The following is a 20,490-nucleotide window of genomic DNA, read 5'->3' on the forward strand; positions in this document are numbered from 1 at the left end:
TTTTAATATTTAAATCGGTATTACGCTCATCACATTCCTGAATATATGGTCCGATTTCTTGCATCGGATATTTGTGTTTCAGTTCCTGGATATAGCTTTGGCAGAGTTGCATAAGCGGGGCTGCCTTGGCCTCGTTTTGCTCTTTGGTCTCCCGGAATGCTCGCCATACGTTCACCACTTTCTGCTGTTCGGCAACAGACGGAAGAGGAATCAAAATATTGCACATGTTTTCCCATGAAAAGACTTCACGAGCACTTCCCCATGAATTATATCTTGCATAACGATCAAATTCAGGACGCAAGAAAAACCAAAAAAGATACAATGGAAGAAGCTCTACTTCATCTTTAACTCTAAAAACTTCATAAGCACTTGATACAATATATGTTGCATTATATGTATTAAGGGCAAGAGTTATTTTATTCCCATTTCGAGAAGTAACGGGAACATAACAAAAATAATTTGTCCGATATAACTTGTAGTTCGTAACAGATACCCCGTCCATGTTAGCCTTGGTATCTATAATTCTTTTCTCGATGCTGATACCTCGCACATCGTCTACAGAATATATTTCTTTCGTGTTCCTCTCATCGCACTGCTCGATATAATCCCCAAGCCGTACCCATTTTACACCGCTGTTTTCCATCTCACACCTCCTTTTTTTCATGCTGTTCCATAAAGAAGCGTTTCTGCTGCTCAATCTCCCGGCGTAGTTCCTCTTCGGTAGGCATATATGTCATATACTTAGCGGCAAAAATCTGATCGCTATCGTGTAACACTGAATATTTTGCTATGGTGTTGTCCGTATCTGTACAAAGTAACACGCCGATGGTCGGATTATCATCTTCTCCCTTAACCAAATCATCGTACATACGGATGTACATATCCAACTGTCCGATGTCCTGATGGGTCAACTTATGGGTCTTCAGTTCAAAGATGACGAACCGCTTCATCTTGTAGTTATAGAATACAAGGTCGATGTAGAAATCAGCCGTATCAGTCACAATGTGCTGCTGCCTTTCCACAAAAGCAAATCCACGGCCAAGCTCCATGATGAATTTTTCGAGATTGTCAATCAATGCCTGTTCCAATTCTGATTCGGAATAGTTGGTGTCACGGTGGAATCCCATAAATTCAGCTACCATCGGATTCTTTATATATTCCAACGGATCTGCCTGACCGGTATATGGTACGGGCAGAGTCGAACTCTCCTTTTGGGCTGCCAGACGTCGCTCATAATATTGGGTGGAGATATTCCTGTCAAGGTCGTCCACGCTCCACATATCCTCGGCGGCTGTTTTCAGATACCATTCCCTTGCCTGCGTATTGCTGACGGAAAGGAGCCTGCGGACATGTGACCAGGTAAGATTTTGCACAAGCGTGTGCAAAATCTCTACATCCTTGAATTCCAGATAGAATTTTCGGTAATATGCCAAGTTACGCTTACCATAGCCGGTTCCGTATTCAGCAGCAAGTCTGTCAGCAAGAGCCGGGATAAGTTTTTGTCCGTATGCAGCCCTGCTTGCTCCATGCTGCTCCTCTTCCACGATACGCCGTCCAATGTTCCAATAAGTCATGATGGCTATTTGACCAGTCGCGGCATAGGCTTGTTTCCGTCCTTGTTCTATGATGGTTCTGATGTCGGAAACGAAATTCTCGGTTATTATGTCAGTCTGTTGCTTATTCTTTTCCATATCCCAAAATTTTGAAGGCGTTTACGAGTTCGGTTTCATTTGCATCCCATCTTTTCTTCAGCTCGTCAAACTTACGACTCATCTCGGTGAGGGCCGATTTATAATCAATTTCCGTATCGCGGTCGATAAACTCGATATATCTGGAGGGTACAAGCGAATATCCTTTTTTCTGAATCTCGCCACGGTGTGCAGCATAATATAATTCCGGTTCGGCATACTCGGCGAAATTCCCGGTCTGCCAACCAAAATAGATTTGGCAAACCCGCTCTATCTGATTTTCCGATAGCCGAACATATTTCTTTTCATAGATGTTTTCACTCCAAGTACGGAGATCGATGAACAGGATTTCACCCGTGCGGTTACGCAGTTGTCTGCCGTGCCACGGACCTCCTTTCTTGTTATTGTTCAAGATCCATAGTGTAACGGATATATCAGTAGAATAGAACATGTTGCGTGGCAGGACGATGATGGCCTCGATTTTGTCGTTTTCAATCAACTGTTTGCGTATTTCAAGCGTGTCGCTGTCGTCCAATGCTCCATTGGCAAGTAGGAATCCTGCAATTCCGTGATTGACATCCAGTTTGTTCAGGATATGGAGAATCCATGCGTAGTTGGCATTGCTAGTCGGAGGGACACCATAACCTTTCCAGCGGGGATCCGTTTCAAATTCTCCATATTCGGCATATTTCTTCAAATTGAATGGCGGATTTGCCATGATATAGTCGAATTTGAGGTCTTTATGCTGGTCGTCGGAGAAAGTGGATACAGCTTTGTCTCCCAAATGATAGGATATACCACGGATAGCCAGATTCATCTTTGCCAGACGATAGGTTGCCGGTTCGGATTCCTGTCCATACACGTTGACCGCTTTGGTGTTGCCGCCATGTGCTTCAATAAACTTGGTTGCCTGCACGAACATACCGCCTGACCCGCAGCACGGGTCATAGACCGTACCGTCGAACGGCTCGATGAGTGAGGCAATAAGCTCCACGATAGAATGCGGCGTGTAGAACTCACCTTCCTCCTTGTCGGCATTGATTGAGAAAGCCTGCAAGAAATATTCATATACACGCCCTATGAGGTCGTGATCGGTGAACTTTTTGGGATCTATCTTGTTAATCTCGTCCACCACACTTTTCAAGACACCCGGTTCAAGGGCCATTTTCGTGAAAATCTGCTGTGGAAGGGCGTTCTTCAGTTTGGGCTCATTGTCGTCCAGCATCTTTATGGCTGTATCGAAAGCAATGGCCATTCCGGTAGGTGCCGTAAGAATCAGCTTGTCCCAAAATGTTTCGTCGGTCAGGAAAAACACTCCGTCCTGCATATACTGATTGGGACGGGACAGCTGCATTTCAACAAAAGCATCGTCGTGAATGCCTTGAACCTCTATAATCTCATGCCTGATTTTATCCTTTTGCTGCTTGAAGCGTTCCCCGATGAATTTCAAAAACACAAGAGTCAGCAACAAATCGCGCTTGTCGGTCATAGCAGCACGCCCTCTCAAACTGTTGCGACAATTGAAAAGTATGGTTTCTAAGGACTCCTCCTTTGTTATTTTTGTTTGTTTCTTGGCCATCGTATTTACTCTATTAGTTTGGTGTTTAACCTAAAAGCATTTGCATCAATCTCCATTTGGAAAATCTTAATGTCGGGATTCAGCTTTCGGGCAACACGGATTATTTTTGATTTTTCTTCGACATCCATATTGATCCCCAGATAAACGGATTCGAAACACTCTCCTCCAATTTCTGGGAATGCCCTCATTTCTTTCCAGTCAATCGAGCCTTTATCATCATTTTGCCACGGCAGCAACTTCATATATGCCGGCCATGGCTCTAATATAAATAAACGCACTTCTTGTTCATGCTCCCAAGCTTTTGCTTTGGTGGATATTTGATAATGAAAAAAGTCTTTTACATCCCTAAAATAATCGGGCTTCTCTACAATGTCTTTATATTGTACCTCCACTTCCGAGCAGCCGATCATGACATTGCCATACATACGAGAAAGACACTTTCTGACTTTTTCCATATCCAGACCGATGCAGATGCCTTTATGCTTGCTATAATAGCTCCACATCAAAATTGAATCATATATCTTAGAAAGACTGCATATCCATACCTCTTCTCTGGTTCTACGAAATGGATCCCTTCTCAATTCTTCAATTATTTCCGGAGTCCATCCTCCACATACTTCTTTTGGAACATTGGAGAAATCAATTAACGAGGGATGGCAATCAAACGGGTCATTTAATTGCGTAGCGTTAGTGAATTGAAGATTGCCATAATGCAACATCATCACCCCACCGTTAAAATCCAAGTACTTGTACAGTTTTGCTTCTCCCATAAATTTATTCATTCGGTTCTCAGCAAGTCATCCACAGACACATTCAGAACTTTTGCTATTTGGATCAGCATCTCCACATTGGGCTGCGTTGTGTTTGTAACCCATTTAGAAATTATGGCAGGATCCTTATCCAATTGTTCCGAGAGCCATTTATTGCTCTTGTTTTTCTCTGCGAGAACGACTTTGATACGATTCAGTAATTTGCGCTCCATATTATATCTCCATTACGTGGTTACAAAAATAGGCATATTTAGAGAATATAATTGACCAGGAAGGTTAAATGTTGCAATTCACCACAAAAAAGTGAGCAAAACATCAATTGTAGTTACATATGCTTTCTTTATTGGCAGTTTTGTGCCAGGTCTATTTGGTAAACCAATTACTTTTTGTGGGAACTTTGCGGTATCAAATTATAAAGATTATTGAATATATAATTTGATAATCAAAAAGATATATGATGCTATTTGGTTCAAGCGTGGAACTGCGTGCTATCTCCACGTTCTTGAAGATCCTGAGAAAACCCGATGCACATTGGCAAATAGACAGCAGACCCACGCTATACAGCATGGGAACCGCCAACGTCCATCCTCGTACATCGTGAAAATTTCTCAGGTTTTCAAGAACAAGAATGAAGCATGACGCTTCTCACAAATATTTTTCCCACAAAATAGCAAGCCGCAGACGCTTCCGCCTGCTTACTGCCCCAAAAGTAAGCAATAATTACGAATAAATCAAACGAATCGGAAGCTTTTTGTTGAGCGCAGATAATTCCCCTCCACAAATTCCCTGATTGACATTCCGAAAGCACAACAGCACAAATGCCTGACAAATTCATACAAAACCGCCTCTACCGCTAACCGCACATCCGAACAAATCTCCTCTTTCAGAAGCCGTTCCTTAACGGATGCAAACGGCAACCCCGCTCAGAGCACCCTGAAACGGGGGAGCGGAAACGAAAATCCCGCCAAAACAAGCGGTCATCTTGCCCAAAATGTCCCGTCATTTCATGGAAAACACCCCGTTAGCTTCAGCAAAATGTCCCGTCATCTTTCCACGAAGGCCGAAAACAAGGTTTTGGAACGCCTCAAACGGCTTTTCCGCTTCCCGAAACGTTTCAAATCCGGACATCCGCAAAGTGTCACAGCGGAACGATTCTGACTGATCAGCTAAACATTTTGCCACAGATTGGCGGAACCAGAAACAAAACAAAAGCATCTTGGCATAAGAACAAACTTTTCGGATTACACAAGGTCCTTTTCCGTCCGATTTTCAATGCCGTACCCTAAACCTCACCCGAGAAAGACAAGCCTCACGCATCCCGATTGACACTCTGACAAAATGAAAGCGGCCCTTTTTCTGACATTTTTACAGGATATATCCCAACCGTCATGCCATTTAGTCACACAAAGGGCGTTTTATCCCCATGGCAAATTATTTGATGAAGAATCTGTACAAAACAAGATAACAAAAAAAGAAAGGAGATTACTTATGAACTTTAACAACTTTACAATCAAATCGCAGGAGGCTGTGCAGGAAGCGGTCAATCTGGTTCAGAGCCGCGGACAGCAGGCCATCGAGCCTGAGCATTTGATGGCAGGGGTGCTGAAAGTGGGAGAAAATGTAACGAACTTCATTTTCCAGAAGCTCGGCATCAACGGCCAGCAGATTGAAACCGTGCTCGACAGGCAGATAGCTTCCTTGCCGAAGGTGTCGGGAGGAGAACCCTACCTGAGCCGCGACGCCAACGAAGTGCTGCAAAAGGCAGTCGACTACTCCAAGCAGATGGGCGACGAATATGTGTCGCTGGAAGCACTGCTGCTTGCATTGCTGAATGTGAAAAGCACGGTTGCTACCATACTGAAAGATGCGGGGCTTACCGATAAGGAGCTTCGCGCAGCCATTCAGGAACTCCGCCAGGGACAGAACGTAACCTCACAGTCGAGCGAAGATACGTATCAGTCGCTCAACAAATACGCCGTCAACCTGATTGAGGCAGCGCGCAACGGAAAGCTCGATCCGGTTATCGGACGTGACGAAGAAATCCGCCGTGTGCTCCAGATCCTGAGCCGGCGAACCAAAAACAACCCGATTCTGATCGGAGAGCCGGGTACGGGTAAAACAGCCATTGTGGAAGGACTTGCCCAGCGTATCCTGCGGGGGGATGTGCCCGAGAACCTGAAAAACAAGCAGCTTTACTCGCTGGATATGGGCGCGCTGATTGCGGGAGCCAAGTATAAGGGCGAATTTGAAGAACGTCTGAAATCGGTCATCAACGAAGTGAAGAAGTCGGAAGGAAACATCATCCTGTTTATCGACGAAATCCATACTTTGGTCGGAGCAGGCAAGGGAGAAGGCGCAATGGATGCGGCCAACATTCTGAAACCGGCTTTGGCCCGCGGCGAACTGAGAAGCATCGGAGCCACTACCCTCGACGAATACCAGAAGTATTTCGAGAAAGACAAGGCGCTCGAACGCCGTTTCCAGACGGTTATGGTAGACGAACCGGACACGGCAAGCTCCATCTCTATCCTGCGCGGACTGAAGGAACGCTACGAGAACCACCATCAGGTGCGAATCAAGGACGAAGCCATCATCGCCGCCGTCGAACTGAGCAACCGTTACATCACCGACCGTTTTCTGCCGGACAAGGCCATCGACCTGATGGACGAAGCGGCAGCAAAGCTCCGTATGGAACGCGACTCGCTTCCGGAGGAACTGGACGAAATCGAGCGCAGGCTGAAACAGCTGGAAATTGAACGCGAAGCCATCAAGCGGGAAAAGGATGAAGCCAAACTTGCTCAGCTGAACAAGGAGATTGCCGAACTGAAAGAGCAGGAAACTTCGTACAAAGCCAAATGGCAGAGCGAAAAGGAACTGGTGAACAGAATTCAGCAGAACAAGAAGGAAATAGAGCAACTGAAGTTTGAAGCCGACCGCGCGGAACGTGAAGGCGACTACGGGAAAGTGGCCGAAATCCGTTACGGAAAACTGCAGGCGCTGGAAAACGAAATCAAGAGCATACAGGAAGACCTGAAAAAGAAGCAGGGCGACAATGCGATGATCAAGGAAGAGGTAACAGCCGAAGACATAGCCGATGTGGTATCGCGCTGGACGGGCATACCGGTGAGCAAGATGCTACAGAGCGAGCGCGATAAGCTGCTGCATCTGGAAGACGAGCTTCACAAGCGTGTCATCGGACAGGACGAGGCCATCGAAGCCGTGGCAGACGCAGTGCGCCGCAGCCGTGCGGGACTTCAAGACCCGAAACGTCCGATCGGTTCGTTTATCTTCCTCGGAACCACGGGTGTGGGTAAGACGGAACTGGCAAAGGCCCTGGCCGAGTACCTGTTTGATGACGAATCGCTGATGACGCGTATCGACATGAGCGAGTATCAGGAAAAACATACCGTTTCCCGTCTGATCGGTGCGCCTCCGGGATACGTAGGATACGATGAAGGCGGCCAGCTGACAGAAGCCGTACGGCGCAAACCCTACTCGGTCGTACTGTTCGATGAAATCGAAAAGGCTCATCCGGATGTGTTCAACATCCTGCTTCAGGTGCTGGACGACGGACGTCTGACCGACAACAAGGGACGGACGGTGAACTTCAAGAACACCATCATTATCATGACTTCCAACTTGGGAAGCTCATACATCCAGAGTCAGTTTGAGAAGATCAACGACAAGAACCACGATGAGGTTGTGGAGGAAACCAAGAAAGAGGTGATGGAAATGCTGAAGAAAACGATCCGGCCGGAGTTTCTGAACCGTATTGATGAGATTATCATGTTCCAGCCGCTGGACAAGGAGCAGATAAAACAGATTGTACGCCTCCAGATCAACGGCATACAAAAGATGCTTGCCGACAACGGCGTAACCCTGCAGATAGCCGACGAAGCCGTAGAGTTTCTGGCTACAGCCGGATTTGATCCGGAATTCGGAGCGCGTCCGGTAAAGCGTGCCATCCAGCGTTACTTGCTGAACGACTTGTCGAAGAAGTTGCTGGCACAGGAAGTCGACCGTTCGCAACCGATTGTGGTTGAACGGAGTGATGACGGATTGAGGTTCCGGAACTGATTCTCTTTTATCATAAAGCCACGGAGTGTCCCGCAGAGTGAAATCATTTCTCTGAGATGCTCTGTGGCTTTTGTATTGTATCAGGGTAAGGGATGGTCAGCTGAAGCAGCTCCTCCATGGAGCCGTTAAACACGTTCAGGTCTACTTTTTCACGGATTCCCGGAAGCTTTCCCATATCCGTATGCTGCCAGAAACGCCACGGACCGTCATATTCTACCGAATCCACATAATAATGAGCAATCCAGTAAGGATAAGAATTGAACAGCGAATCGCTGAGATAACGGGTCTTGAACTTATAGGAAGTATAGAGAATCGGCTTCACCTTATAGTACTGCTCAATGCGGCGGAGCCAGATGGAAAGATCGGTCCGAAGCTTTCTCTCGTCTTCTCCCCTCACCTCGATATCAAGCACCGGAGGCAAATCGCCCGGTTCAAGCTTGACCGAACGGATAAAGAAGTCAGCCTGGCGCAAGGCATCTGTCTTGGGATTGTAAAAATGATAGGCTCCGCGAACAAAGCCGTGCCTGCGTGCTTCGTCAAAATTACGCACAAAAGCCGTATCGCTGAAGTCGCCTCCCTCAGAAGCTTTCATAAAGACAAAACGGACAGGAAAAGGGGCCTTCTGAAGTTTCTGCAATTCACCCCAATCGATTTGCCCCTGGTGATGGGAAATGTCAAAGCCGTGTATGCTGAAACCGTAAGGAAGACAAACGCCGTAGGCCTTCATGCCATAGCAAGGCTTCCAGCGGTATGAATAAGGCTCAATGAAAAAGTAATAGAAACCGATAAGAATCAAAGCGGCAACCCCACCCATTGCAAGGTAGTAAGTCCACCGAGGCAGACTCCAGCTGCGCTCTTTTTTCTTCTTCCTGCGGGGACGGGCTTTCCCCTTCGGAGAAGACAGACGTCCGGAAGAAGACGACTTCTTCACGTTCCTCTTTCGCGAAGCCTTTCCTTGAGGCCGGCTGACCACCGTTATGGGCGGTTGTTTAATCATAGTTCGTCAAGTTTAAATGCCGAAAGAACCGTTTCGGAAATATACGAAACTGCCTCCGCCGCAAACAATAATTACGTCGGGCCGCAAAGCACAACCCGACGTAATCAACCATATTATCAAAAACAGCAAAAATCATCAAGCCTGTTCCAACTGCAATGTCTTGGTCGGCTCGTCACATACTTCAGTAGGACCGAAGTACTGGATCGGACCCGGGTAAACGTAAGCCGTTTCTTTTGCCCACGTATCGCGTGCAGCAGCGAAAGCCTTGAACGGAGCACCGTCCAGTCTTACCAGCGCTTTCTGAATAACCGGCTTCATTTCACCGTGACGGCGTTCCATGTTCATCATCATCGTGATAGGCACACCGCCGGCAATCCATTCTTCTGCAGGAGCGGTCAGATTGCGTACTGACGACATATAGCCTGTCTTGCCGTTTGCAATCAGCTCAGATGCAGTGTAACCCAGAGCATAGCAGTAGTCGGCGTCAAAGTTAGACGGAGCGGCGCAACGTCCTTCATAGCCGAAGAAGTGGTGCTGTGCCGAGAACTTGCCAACATATTTGCCTTCGGCCTTCCATGCAGCAAGCTTCTTGCCTACCATTTCAGACAACAGTTTTTCTGTTTCAATCAGCGAAACCTGAACGTTTCCGTGCGGGTCGCGGTCAAGCGTCAGCTGGCGAGCCACTCCTTCCGGAAGCGAAGCGTAAACAGCGGCATTGTCTGCAGACAATTTGCTGATAATGTATTCACGCTGCTTGTTCGGTTCGATTGCGGCATATTCATCTGCATGGACAGCCAGGAAATCATTCAGTTCGGCAATCAGCTTCTTCATGGCCGGGATGAATTCAATCAGACCTTCCGGAATCAGCACAGTACCGAAATTGTTTCCTGCTGCGGCACGGGCAGCAACAGCATCAGCGATATAAGTAACGATATCGTCCAGCGACATGTTCTTGGCCTCAACTTCTTCAGAAATCAGACAGATGTTCGGCTGGGTCTGCAACGCACATTCCAGTGCGATATGAGAAGCAGAGCGTCCCATCAGCTTGATGAAGTGCCAGTATTTACGTGCAGAGTTACAGTCGCGCTCAATGTTTCCGATAACCTCTGCATAAGTTTTGCAGGCCGTATCAAAGCCGAAAGAAGTTTCAATCATTTCATTTTTCAGGTCACCGTCAATAGTCTTCGGACATCCGATAACCTGGATGCCGTAGTTCTTGGCCGCATAATATTCAGCCAGAACACAAGCGTTGGTATTTGAGTCATCGCCGCCGATAATGACAAGTGCCTTGATGCCCAGCTCCTTCAATATTTCATAGCCTTTTTCAAACTGATCTTCCTTTTCCAGTTTGGTACGTCCTGAACCGATAATATCAAATCCGCCCGTATTGCGGTATTCATCAATGATATCAGCAGTCAGCTCCATATATTTGTGATCAACCAAACCGCCAGGTCCCATCAGGAAACCGTACAGCTTGTTTGCCGGATTCAGCCGTTTGATTCCGTCAAACAGTCCGGAAATCACATTGTGTCCGCCGGGAGCCTGTCCGCCGGAGAGAATAACGCCCACATTCATCGGAGCATATTCTTTGTTTTCCCCTTCAACAAATCTGATCAACGGCATGCCGTAAGTGTTCGGAAACAGTTTCTTGATTTCTTCCTCATCAGCTACAGAATGAGTAGGTTCGCCTTCCTGAACCTTAACAGCACCTCTCAATGCTTTCGGCAATTTAGGCTGATAAGCAGCTCTTGCAATTTGTAATGCGCTTTTTGTCATAATTGTATCTATTATTTATAAAGGTGTATAGAACTAAAATTCATCCCTGCAAATTTCGTATTTTTTTTGGATATATGAAAGAAACCCGGCCATTTTAGGCCTCACCGGCTGTATTTTCTCCCTCAAGCTTCGCTTTGATTCTTTCTATCAGATGCATCCCTCCCAGCAGCTTAGCGTTTTCATGCGTAATGAACGCCTGCTGGAACAGACGGTCGAGCGTATCTTTCAAATTGGGAATAAATGTCGCCTTATCTAACTGCAACGACTTTGGAAGGGTGGCATTGTCAAACCATGCCTTCAAGTCCTCCACTTCCTTTTTTGTATAAACCTCATCTATTTTCTTCATGTCACTATACATTAGAATGGATAACCAACCGCAAAATGGAACGTAAAGTCCCGCTTGAAATCGGGAGAAACAATCGGATAACGGTCTTTTCCGGTATACATCGGATTGACCGCCTTCATGCCGCCGTCAAAACGGAGAATCAGAAAATCCAGGTCAAAGCGGATGCCTAAACCGTATGCCACAGCCAACTGCTTGTAAAAGCGGTCGAACTTGAACTGTCCTTCGGGCTGCATATCTCTGCTCCGGATGGTCCAAACATTTCCGGCATCGATGAACGCTGCGCCGTTCAGCTTCCAAAACAAATGGGTGCGATATTCCAGATTCAAGTCAAGCTTAATATCCCCCGTATGATTTACATAATCAAGGCTGTTCGCATCTCCTCTATACCCGCCAGGCCCCAGCGAACGCACGCTCCATCCGCGCACGCTGTTGGCTCCCCCGGAAAAATACAGTTTTTCAAACGGAAGACTCTTCGAATTGCCATAAGGAACAGCCACTCCCACCCCCACATGGAACACCAGCGAATTCCGATAGTCAATCATAAAATTCTTCGCGTAATCGATGTCCATCTTCACGTATTGGGCAAAGTCAATGTTCCCCATCTGGAAAGCCTCCCCGTTTTTCGGATGACGGTTCACTATTTTGGAAAAAGCATAAAGCAGGTTTCCCGACTCTTCTATGTTGAAACGGATAGAATACGAATTGCGCTGCGCCGTTTTCATCGAAGCGGCTCCCGAACTGTTATAGGTATAAGTATACCCCATCCGCACAATGAAAAGATCCTCATAGCTGTAACGCAGCAGCGGATTCCGCTGGTCCATCTCATCAAGATAGCTTCTAAAGGTTTCCGAACGGTAGGGCATATAGATATAATTGAGGTCGAACACGTCAAAACGATGGCTTGCCCTCCGCTTCGACCATTTGTAGCTCCATGCCGCTGAAGCAACCGTACGCTCAAACTCAGGGCGGATCTGCCAGTTGTATTTCACCGTAACTTCAGACGTCGCACGGATTCTCCGCTTGAAGTCTGACGAAAGAAAAGGAAACATAAATTCGGGGAAGTTCAGTCCCGCCTCAACGGCATACTCCATATAGTTGCTGTTGGCATAGCCTTCCAGTCCCGTTATTGCCTCATACGCTCCACGGATCTTGATGGAGAAGGTTTCCGACCCTTTAAAAAGATTCCGGTGCATATAAGAAACCGAAGCGGCCGCTCCAAGATCACCGGCGGAGTTGGTTCCTTCGATTTCAAAAGCAACCGATTTGTTCTTGTTCCTGCTCAGAGTGACAAACGCATCCAGACAGGCGGAATCAGACTTTGCGTCTTCTTCAAACCGGATGTTCGAATATTTCAGAATGTTCAACCTCCCCAATGCATTGTAAGTAGACTGCACATTCCTCAGCCGATACAGGTCACCTGTCTGCAGGCGGTTATAATCCGTAATGACACGCGGACGAAGATACAGCTTGTCCTTATAATAAAAGTTCACTCCGCCCGACCGGACAGAATCAAGTCCGGCAAGTCCCGTCGTGCTCAAATCCGAGAAATCGGAGTCAAAGATAAAATTGACATCACGGATATGATACTGCTTGTGAGGTGCCGGAGTGTCTTCTTTCTTTCTCCGGTAGGGAGCAAGCTTCAGCGTCAGCCCTACCTGTTTCGAATAAAGCGTAGTGTCAGCCTGATAGGTAATAAAGTCTTTGTTGAATCTGAAATATCCGCGGTTCTGCAAATATTGGGTAATACGCTGCCGCTCCTGATCGAGCACGTTCACGTCAAAGCGCATGCCCGGAGCAAGCATCCGATGAACAGAATCCGCTCTGAGGTACTCAGCGATGCGGTAGTCGTCAATATCATAGGCAACGCTTCCCACCGTATACGGTTCCCCTGCACGTATGACATAATGTACTTTCAGCCTGTTCCCCTTACGCACTTCAACAGCGCCAACCTGTGCGCCCATATACCCCATGTTGCGCACGGCCTGCTCCATCTGCTCGCGCGTTTCTTCAGTCAGTTCCGGATCATATATGCGCGGCGCATCACCCATCCGGTATAAAAGCCTGTTGATCCATTTGGTGGAATCTCTCCCCGCAGCGCTATAGATGTACATAGGAATCTTGACCAGGCTGAACCATTTGGCGTTGGAAGTCTGCCGTACATAAGCACGCATCTCCGACGGCTTGACCTCCTTGTTGTCTGATTCGATCTTCACCGCATCCAGCAGATAATGCCCCTCAGGGATGAATTTGCTGACAGAGCATGCGCTCAGACCCAGCAAAAGCATCAAAAAGATTGAACAATGGCGCAAGGCAAGCTTCATACAGATACGGTTTTACGGATTTACACGCAAAAGTAGAAAAAAAACCAATGCCATCGGTAATTTGACATGAAAATAAAAACAGCAAAGCATCTCAAGCACAAAGGACGAATGTTCCGTTAATTTATCCGAAATCAAAACAAAACCCGTCTGTTTTCACCAAACATATACAATATTCAAAAATATCTTCTTAGCTTTGCCGCAAATTTACTTTATCAGAAAACAATGCTGAGCAAAAATAAGATCAAATTTATCCGTTCGCTGGAACTTAAAAAATACAGAAAGGAAGAAAACGCATTTCTGGCAGAAGGACATAAGCTGGTAGGCGATCTGCTGGGACACTTTCGGTGCCGGCTGATAGCGGGTACCCCGGAATGGTTCAAGAAGAATCCCGACCTCCGCGCACAAGAAACGATTGAGGTCACCCGGGAAGAACTTGCAAAAGCCAGCCTTCTCAAAACCCCACAGGATGTGCTGGCCGTTTTTGAAATCCCGCAAGCAGAAACCGACGCTTCCGTCATCGAACATTCGCTTTGCCTGGCTTTGGACGACGTGCAGGACCCGGGAAATCTGGGCACCATCATACGCATTGCAGACTGGTTCGGCATCGGCCATATATTCTGCTCACCCGGAACAGCAGACGTCTATAACCCAAAGACAGTGCAAGCCACCATGGGCGCACTGGCACGGGTCAAGCTCCACTACTGCGACCTGAAAGCACTGGCCGGCTCTCTGCCGGAAGGAACTCCGCTGTTCGGCACTTTTCTTGACGGAGAAAACATCTACGAAGCCCCATTGGACGGTCACGGACTGATCATCATGGGAAACGAAGGCAAGGGCATCAGCGCCGAAATTTCGCGACTGACAAACCGGCGGCTTCTTATTCCGAACTATCCGCAAGGGAACGCTACCAGCGAATCGCTCAATGTAGCCGTTGCCACAGCAATCGTATGTTCCGAATTCCGCCGCAGGATGTTATAAAACGGTCATCCGGGATACAGCCGGAAAGTCCATATCCACGACATTGAACGGAGAAAAATGATACGCATACAAGGAGTGGGAAGACCGGCACTCAGCCGAATCCCATTCCGACAAAAGACGTTTCCGGTAAGCATCGAAACTTTCGCCGGACAAAGGAGAAGTGCATTGAGGCGCCACTATAACAAAGCCGCCAATCCATTCTGTACGTTCCGTTTCACACGCCAGCGGCCGGACCGCACTCACAATGTGGGACACTTCGTCCACCTCCACCAAAGACAGGCCGCACACCTCGCTTCTGTCCCACACCCACAGACGATGAACAGCAAAACGTTTCATAAAGCCATCTGTCACCGCCGTGTCAAAGGTCTGAGAGCTTCTCTCTGCACAGAGTCGGCCACGAAACGCCGGCTCTTTTCCAGGACATTGGCCTGGTGTGTCCGAACCAGCCTGATGTCAGTCAGCAGCAGGTCGCCCCTTTCATCTTCCTTGCTGACATAATAGATGAAACCGCTCACATTTTTAAATTCAAAGGCTGAATCCGGGCGCAGATACAGACGCTGCACACCATTTCCGCTCACGACACGAGTCAGCCCCTGCACACTGTCGTTGTCGAAACTCACTTTCAGTCCCATCACAGCTTCTCCTCGCTGCCCGTTACGCGGGAAAAAAGAGAACTTCGCTTCAAGAGCAAGCATATCTTTCGGCTTGAACGAAGTGTCAGCCTTCAGGTCAAACAGCACCTTGTTGGTATAAGGAGATGACGTAAGCCAGTATAAAGGACGGTCTTGCCAGATGTCCACCGTATCTCCCGACATGGAAACCGCGATTTCACCGTTCTGGCGCGAAGTCATGAGCTTCATCTGCTCGCCGTCTTCTTCCAGCCTCTTCTTCAGATTGTCGTAGATGACAGAAAGTTCCTTGCCGTTGCGTGAGTACCAGACCATCGACGAGTCAAATTCAGCCTCAGTCACATGATGCTTTTCAAACACATAAGCAAAATAAGCGTTCTTCTTATAATTGTCAGTATAGGGCAATTCAGAGCTCATTGTCTTCGCTATCTGGTAATCATACAGCAGATCCTCCATTGCCGCAGGCTGAATGATGTCGCCGGGTATTTTATTTCCGCATCCCGCCAGACAAAAGGCCATTGCCCCTCCACAGAACATTCTGAAAAACCGTCCAACCATAGCACTCTTATTTTACCTGTTTCTTTTCCGGCGAACTTTTAGTCATATCATTCAGATAGCGGCTGTAGAAAAGCAGCAAGGCGATAATGCCGCAACTGATGGAAGCGTCGGCAAAGTTAAATATCGGACTGAAAAATATGAAATGCTCCCCTCCTACAAACGGCATCCAGTCGGGCCAATAGGTGTCAATGATGGGGAAATAAAACATGTCAACCACTTTTCCGTGCAGCCAGTCGGCATAGCCCTGCCCCACCGGAACCCACGACGCTATCTGCGTATGTGTGCTGGCACTGAAAACTTCGCCATAGAAAACACAGTCAATGATGTTTCCCACCGCGCCGGCAAGTATCAGCGAAAGACAAACGATGTAACCGTTCTTCACTTTCTCCGACTGTCTGACGATACGGGCCAGATACCATGTGATGAGAATGACAGCGACAATGCGGAAAAGAGTCAGAAAGATTTTGGCAAATATCTCAAGTCCGAAAGCCATTCCGTTGTTTTCCGTGAAGTAGATGTAAAACCAGTCGGTTATACGAATGTGCTCGTGCAAGAACATATTCGTTTTCACGGCAATCTTGATCAGCTGGTCTATAACCAGCACCGCCGCCACAATAAGAGCGGCCAATCGTCCTTGAGTCAGGAATTTCTTCATTTTCTATTTCTATCAGTCCAAGCAATAACGGAAATTGAGAATCGGAAATGGCTTTCATTGTCCGATACATTTCCGATTCCCAATCCTCCTGTTCAGTTTAACATTATTTCTTTCCGTTCTGTTTTGCCTCGATGCTCAAGGTGGCATGAGGAACAGCGCGAAGTCGTTCAGCAGGAATCAGCTTTCCCGTTTCGCGGCAAATGCCGTAGGTTTTGTTTTCGATACGCACCAGTGCCGCCTGCAGATTCTGTATAAACTTCAGCTGGCGCGCAGCCAAACGGGTTGTTTCTTCTTTCGACAACGTATTGGCACCTTCTTCCAGTACCTTATAAGTGGGGGAAGTATCGTCAGTGTCATTGCCGTCTGTATTCATAATACTGCTTTTCAGTTTCTCATAGTCGCGTTCAGCGAGCTGAAGTTTTTCCATGATAATGGCACGGAACTCCTCAAGTTCAGCGTCAGAATACCTCGTTTTTTCAGCCATAGTGTTCTAAGTTTTTAAGTTAATAATAGTATCCTTCCGGACTGCGCCGGAAGGATGGGTTCATATTACAGTTTGGTTACATTTACGCGCAAAGTGCAGTCGTCCAGTTCCAGTTCTGTGGCCTCAGACACCTCGTCCGCCAAAGTCAGCGAAGCAGCCAGCACTTGGTTGCAAATATAAGTATTATATTCATTTACCGCATCATCCGTCAGCGAATTTTTCGACAACACGACTTTTATCTTGTCGGTAATTTCAAAGCCGCTGCTCTTGCGGATATTCTGAATGCGGTTGACAAGCTCACGCGCGATACCTTCACGGCGCAGGCCTTCGGTCACGGTCACTTCCAGCGCGACGGTCAGCCGTCCTTCGTTGGCCACCAGCCAGCCGGGAATGTCTTCGCTGTAGATTTCCACATCCGAAACAGCCACCACGGCCTGAGTTCCGTCGATATCAAACGTATAGCTTCCGTTGCGTTCAAACTCGGCTATCGCTTCCTGCGACATGCCTGCCACTGCTGCGGCTACAGCCTTCATCTGCTTTCCGAACTTCGGGCCAAGCTTCTTGAAGTCGCACTTCACCTTCTTCACAAGCACTCCTTCCGCTCCGTCCACAAACTTCAGTTCCTTCACGTTCACTTCATTCAGGATCAGTTCCTTCACTGCTTCGATATGGCGTTTCTGCTCTTCATCCACCACCGGAACCATGATGCACTGCAGCGGCTGGCGCACCTTGATGTTTACCTTGCGGCGCAACGCCAGCACCATTGAAGTAACGTCCTGCGCCATCTGCATGCGCGCTTCAAGCTCACGGTCGATCAAGCTTTCGTCGGCAACCGGGAACTTGGCCAGATGAACAGACACAACATTGTCGCGTCCGGTTACACCGACCAGATCCATATACAGGCGGTCGGCATAGAACGGAGCGATAGGAGCCATCAGCTTGGCAACCGTTTCAAGACAGACATACAGCGTCTGGTAAGCAGACAGCTTGTCGGCCGACATGGCGCTGCCCCAGAAACGCTTGCGGTTCAGGCGCACGTACCAGTTGCTCAGATTGTCGTTCACGAAATCCGTAATCAGACGGCCGGCTTTGGTAGGCTCGTAATCGTTCAGGCAGTCGTCGACCTGCTTGATGAGCGAATTCAGCAGCGACAAGATCCAGCGGTCGATTTCCGGGCGTTCAGCCACGGGCACGTCTTTTTCTGCATATGTAAATCCGTCGACATTGGCATAGAGCGCAAAGAACGAATACGTATTATATAATGTACCGAAGAACTTGCGGCGCACTTCATCCACTCCGTCGGCGTCAAACTTCAGGTTGTCCCACGGAGCCGAGTTGGTAATCATATACCAGCGCAGAGGGTCGGAACCGAACTTCTCGATGGTACTGAACGGATCGACCGCATTGCCCAGACGCTTTGACATTTTGTTGCCGTTCTTGTCGAGCACCAGTCCGTTGGATACCACATTCTTGAACGCCACGCTGTCGAATACCATCGAAGCGATCGCATGCAGCGTAAAGAACCATCCGCGCGTCTGGTCCACGCCTTCCGCAATGAAGTCGGCAGGATAATAGCTGCGCGAGTCAACCAGCTCCTTATTCTCGAACGGATAGTGAAGCTGCGCATACGGCATGGAGCCCGAATCAAACCACACGTCAATCAGGTCAGCCTCGCGCTTCATCGGCTTGCCGCTCGCCGAAACAAGAATGATTTCATCCACATACGGACGATGCAGGTCAATCCTGTCATAGTTTTCCTTGGCATAATCTCCGGGGACAAATCCAAGCTTCTTGTAAGGGTTCTCCTTCATGAAACCTGCCGCCACCGACTTTTCTATTTCATTATACAGTTCCTCGACCGAACCGATACATATTTCCTCGCCATCCTCGCTGCGCCAGACGGGAAGAGGAGTTCCCCAGTAGCGCGAACGGCTCAGGTTCCAGTCGTTCAGGTTTTCAAGCCACTTTCCGAAGCGTCCTGTTCCGGTAGATTCCGGCTTCCAGTTGATGGTTTTGTTCAGTTCGATCATCCGCTCCTTGCAGGCAGTCGAACGGATAAACCAGCTGTCGAGCGGATAGTAGAGCACCGGCTTGTCCGTGCGCCAGCAATGCGGATAATTGTGCACATGCTTCTCTATCTTGAACGCCTGGCTGTCCTGCTTCATCTGCATACAGATAAAGAAGTCGAGTGACTCTGCTGCCTGAGCCGCCTTCTCGTCATATTTCCCGTCAACCGTAAATTGGGGGTCATACGCATTCTTCACCCAGCGGCCCTGATATTCCTTATATTTGTCAACATTCACACATTCGTCCACAAACTTCCCGTCAAGTTCGTCCAGCAAATAGAACTTGCCGGTCAGATCGACCATCGGACGGGTTTCGCCCTTCTTGTTGATCATGAACAGCGAAGGGATGCCTGCCGCCTTCGCAACGAAAGCGTCGTCCGCACCGAATGTCGGAGCGATGTGAACGATACCCGTACCGTCTTCGGTTGTGACGTAATCGCCGGGGATCACGCGGAACGCTTTTGAGGCTGCGTCGTGCCAGTTGCCGTTTTCGTCAAGCTCCACCGGCTTCACCCACGGAAGCAGCTGTTCGTATTCCATTCCAACCAGATCCGGCCCCTTGTATTCGCCTACCACCTTAAACGGAATCAGCTTGTCGCCCGGCTTGTAGTCCTCGAGAGCCATGCCTTCGGCCTTCTTGTTGAAATGCGTATAGAGCAGATCCTTGGCCAGCACCACGGTCATCTTTTCGCCGGTATAGCCGTTGTAGGTCTGCACGGCCACGTAGTCGATTTTCGGACCTACGCACAGAGCCGTATTCGAAGGCAATGTCCACGGCGTGGTTGTCCACGCGATAAAGTAAGGCGTCCCCCACTCCGCCATTTCCGGCTTCGGGTTCTTCATTCTGAACTGAGCCACCACGGTCAGGTCCTTCACGTCGCGGTAACAGCCCGGCTGGTTCAGTTCGTGCGAGCTGAGCCCCGTTCCCGCTGCCGGCGAATAAGGCTGGATGGTATATCCTTTATACAGCAGCCCTTTCTTGTAAAGCTGCTGCAACAGCCACCAGAGGGTTTCGATGTAGCGGTTGTCATACGTGATGTACGGATTGTCGAGATCCACCCAGTAGCCCATCTTATGAGTCAGGTCGGTCCATTCCTTCGTAAACTTCATCACATCCGTACGGCAATGCCTGTTATAGTCGGCCACAGAAATCGTCTTGCCGATGTCCTCTTTCGTAATGCCGAGCGCCTTTTCAACGCCCAGTTCCACCGGAAGCCCGTGCGTATCCCATCCTGCCTTGCGCTTCACCTGAAACCCTTTCATGGTCTTGTAGCGGCAGAACGTATCCTTGATCGTGCGCGCCATCACGTGATGGATGCCCGGCATACCGTTTGCCGAAGGAGGCCCTTCATAAAACACGAACGAAGGACACCCTTCGCGTTCCGTCATACTTTTCGAGAACACATCGTTTTCATCCCATTTCTTCAGCACTTCCTTGTTCACGTCCGAAAGGCTGAGCTGGGAATATTCAGTAAATTTCTTGCTCATATAATCAGTTTTATTCGTATCCAAAACAATATCAGGATATATCTTTCCCAATTTAGGCTGCAAATTTATATGAAAAAA

At 48.3% G+C, this 20,490-nt stretch carries 16 protein-coding genes; 2 read left to right on the forward strand and 14 right to left on the reverse strand.

Annotated elements, in window-relative coordinates:
• The 5 genes from NW212_RS11115 to NW212_RS11135 all read right to left on the reverse strand — a co-directional run.
• A partial coding sequence (locus tag NW212_RS11115) for a restriction endonuclease subunit S (RefSeq protein WP_258338712.1) occupies positions 1-643 on the reverse strand: 643 nt, incomplete at its 3' end.
• A gap of 1 nt (position 644) precedes the next feature.
• Complete coding sequence (locus NW212_RS11120; protein ID WP_258338713.1) at positions 645-1,691, reverse strand: YhcG family protein; 1,047 nt, start codon at positions 1,689-1,691, stop codon at positions 645-647.
• Positions 1,678-3,267, reverse strand: coding sequence for a type I restriction-modification system subunit M (locus NW212_RS11125; RefSeq protein WP_258338714.1), 1,590 nt, complete (start codon positions 3,265-3,267; stop codon positions 1,678-1,680). Before NW212_RS11125 ends, NW212_RS11120 begins: the two co-directional genes overlap by 14 nt.
• Before the next feature lie 5 nt (positions 3,268-3,272).
• The gene (locus tag NW212_RS11130; RefSeq protein WP_258338715.1) at positions 3,273-4,049 is read right to left on the reverse strand and encodes a DUF2971 domain-containing protein; all 777 of its coding nucleotides are present in this window, start codon (positions 4,047-4,049) and stop codon (positions 3,273-3,275) included.
• Positions 4,046-4,249 carry a helix-turn-helix transcriptional regulator gene (locus tag NW212_RS11135; protein ID WP_258338716.1) on the reverse strand — a complete coding sequence of 68 codons (204 nt, stop codon included), beginning with the start codon at positions 4,247-4,249 and terminating at the stop codon, positions 4,046-4,048. Before NW212_RS11135 ends, NW212_RS11130 begins: the two co-directional genes overlap by 4 nt.
• A 1,276-nt stretch (positions 4,250-5,525) precedes the next feature.
• Between NW212_RS11135 and clpB the strand changes: the two genes are divergently transcribed.
• Positions 5,526-8,114, forward strand: coding sequence for an ATP-dependent chaperone ClpB (gene clpB / locus NW212_RS11140; protein ID WP_258338717.1), 2,589 nt, complete (start codon positions 5,526-5,528; stop codon positions 8,112-8,114).
• A gap of 43 nt (positions 8,115-8,157) precedes the next feature.
• Here the strand turns inward: clpB and NW212_RS11145 are convergent, their stop codons facing one another.
• From NW212_RS11145 to NW212_RS11160, 4 genes are all read right to left on the reverse strand, one after another.
• Positions 8,158-9,111 (reverse strand): glycoside hydrolase family 25 protein, encoded by a 954-nt coding sequence (locus NW212_RS11145; RefSeq protein ID WP_258338718.1) that lies wholly within the window; start codon positions 9,109-9,111, stop codon positions 8,158-8,160.
• Between the two features lie 135 nt (positions 9,112-9,246).
• Entirely contained in the window at positions 9,247-10,887 is a 1,641-nt protein-coding gene (locus NW212_RS11150; RefSeq protein WP_258338719.1) for a diphosphate--fructose-6-phosphate 1-phosphotransferase, read from the reverse strand.
• A 94-nt stretch (positions 10,888-10,981) separates the two neighbouring features.
• Positions 10,982-11,233 (reverse strand): DUF6965 family protein, encoded by a 252-nt coding sequence (locus tag NW212_RS11155; protein WP_258338720.1) that lies wholly within the window; start codon positions 11,231-11,233, stop codon positions 10,982-10,984.
• An 11-nt stretch (positions 11,234-11,244) separates the two neighbouring features.
• Positions 11,245-13,554 carry a BamA/TamA family outer membrane protein gene (locus NW212_RS11160; RefSeq protein ID WP_258338721.1) on the reverse strand — a complete coding sequence of 770 codons (2,310 nt, stop codon included), beginning with the start codon at positions 13,552-13,554 and terminating at the stop codon, positions 11,245-11,247.
• Between the two features lie 222 nt (positions 13,555-13,776).
• Here NW212_RS11160 and NW212_RS11165 point away from each other — a divergent pair, with 222 nt between their 5' ends.
• On the forward strand, positions 13,777-14,532 hold the full coding sequence (locus NW212_RS11165) for an RNA methyltransferase (RefSeq protein WP_258338722.1): 756 nt from the start codon (positions 13,777-13,779) through the stop codon (positions 14,530-14,532).
• Here the strand turns inward: NW212_RS11165 and NW212_RS11170 are convergent.
• The 5 genes from NW212_RS11170 to ileS form a co-directional block, all read right to left on the reverse strand.
• Positions 14,527-14,868, reverse strand: coding sequence for a hypothetical protein (locus NW212_RS11170; protein WP_258338723.1), 342 nt, complete (start codon positions 14,866-14,868; stop codon positions 14,527-14,529). The two genes, NW212_RS11165 and NW212_RS11170, sit on opposite strands and share 6 nt — an antisense overlap.
• Positions 14,869-14,879: 11 nt before the next feature.
• Positions 14,880-15,719 carry a DUF4296 domain-containing protein gene (locus NW212_RS11175; protein ID WP_258338724.1) on the reverse strand — a complete coding sequence of 280 codons (840 nt, stop codon included), beginning with the start codon at positions 15,717-15,719 and terminating at the stop codon, positions 14,880-14,882.
• A 7-nt stretch (positions 15,720-15,726) separates the two neighbouring features.
• Positions 15,727-16,374 carry a lipoprotein signal peptidase gene (locus tag NW212_RS11180; protein ID WP_258338725.1) on the reverse strand — a complete coding sequence of 216 codons (648 nt, stop codon included), beginning with the start codon at positions 16,372-16,374 and terminating at the stop codon, positions 15,727-15,729.
• A gap of 103 nt (positions 16,375-16,477) precedes the next feature.
• Complete coding sequence (locus tag NW212_RS11185) at positions 16,478-16,858, reverse strand: TraR/DksA C4-type zinc finger protein (RefSeq protein ID WP_258338726.1); 381 nt, start codon at positions 16,856-16,858, stop codon at positions 16,478-16,480.
• 65 nt (positions 16,859-16,923) lie between these two features.
• Entirely contained in the window at positions 16,924-20,412 is a 3,489-nt protein-coding gene (ileS, locus tag NW212_RS11190; RefSeq protein ID WP_258338727.1) for an isoleucine--tRNA ligase, read from the reverse strand.
• Positions 20,413-20,490 lie beyond the last annotated feature (78 nt).

Origin of the sequence: Bacteroides sp. ET225, assembly GCF_024733745.1 — a bacterium.
GTDB lineage: Bacteria > Bacteroidota > Bacteroidia > Bacteroidales > Bacteroidaceae > Phocaeicola > Phocaeicola excrementipullorum.

Coding starts and splice junctions, on each gene's coding strand:
- NW212_RS11145 (WP_258338718.1), bottom strand. CDS start 9,111: ATGATTAAACAACCGCCCATAACGGTGGTCAGCCGGCCTCAAGGAAAG.
- NW212_RS11160 (WP_258338721.1), bottom strand. CDS start 13,554: ATGAAGCTTGCCTTGCGCCATTGTTCAATCTTTTTGATGCTTTTGCTG.
- clpB (WP_258338717.1), top strand. CDS start 5,526: ATGAACTTTAACAACTTTACAATCAAATCGCAGGAGGCTGTGCAGGAA.
- NW212_RS11180 (WP_258338725.1), bottom strand. CDS start 16,374: ATGAAGAAATTCCTGACTCAAGGACGATTGGCCGCTCTTATTGTGGCG.
- NW212_RS11165 (WP_258338722.1), top strand. CDS start 13,777: ATGCTGAGCAAAAATAAGATCAAATTTATCCGTTCGCTGGAACTTAAA.
- NW212_RS11185 (WP_258338726.1), bottom strand. CDS start 16,858: ATGGCTGAAAAAACGAGGTATTCTGACGCTGAACTTGAGGAGTTCCGT.
- NW212_RS11120 (WP_258338713.1), bottom strand. CDS start 1,691: ATGGAAAAGAATAAGCAACAGACTGACATAATAACCGAGAATTTCGTT.
- ileS (WP_258338727.1), bottom strand. CDS start 20,412: ATGAGCAAGAAATTTACTGAATATTCCCAGCTCAGCCTTTCGGACGTG.
- NW212_RS11175 (WP_258338724.1), bottom strand. CDS start 15,719: ATGGTTGGACGGTTTTTCAGAATGTTCTGTGGAGGGGCAATGGCCTTT.
- NW212_RS11125 (WP_258338714.1), bottom strand. CDS start 3,267: ATGGCCAAGAAACAAACAAAAATAACAAAGGAGGAGTCCTTAGAAACC.
- NW212_RS11155 (WP_258338720.1), bottom strand. CDS start 11,233: ATGAAGAAAATAGATGAGGTTTATACAAAAAAGGAAGTGGAGGACTTG.
- NW212_RS11135 (WP_258338716.1), bottom strand. CDS start 4,249: ATGGAGCGCAAATTACTGAATCGTATCAAAGTCGTTCTCGCAGAGAAA.
- NW212_RS11150 (WP_258338719.1), bottom strand. CDS start 10,887: ATGACAAAAAGCGCATTACAAATTGCAAGAGCTGCTTATCAGCCTAAA.
- NW212_RS11130 (WP_258338715.1), bottom strand. CDS start 4,049: ATGAATAAATTTATGGGAGAAGCAAAACTGTACAAGTACTTGGATTTT.
- NW212_RS11170 (WP_258338723.1), bottom strand. CDS start 14,868: ATGAAACGTTTTGCTGTTCATCGTCTGTGGGTGTGGGACAGAAGCGAG.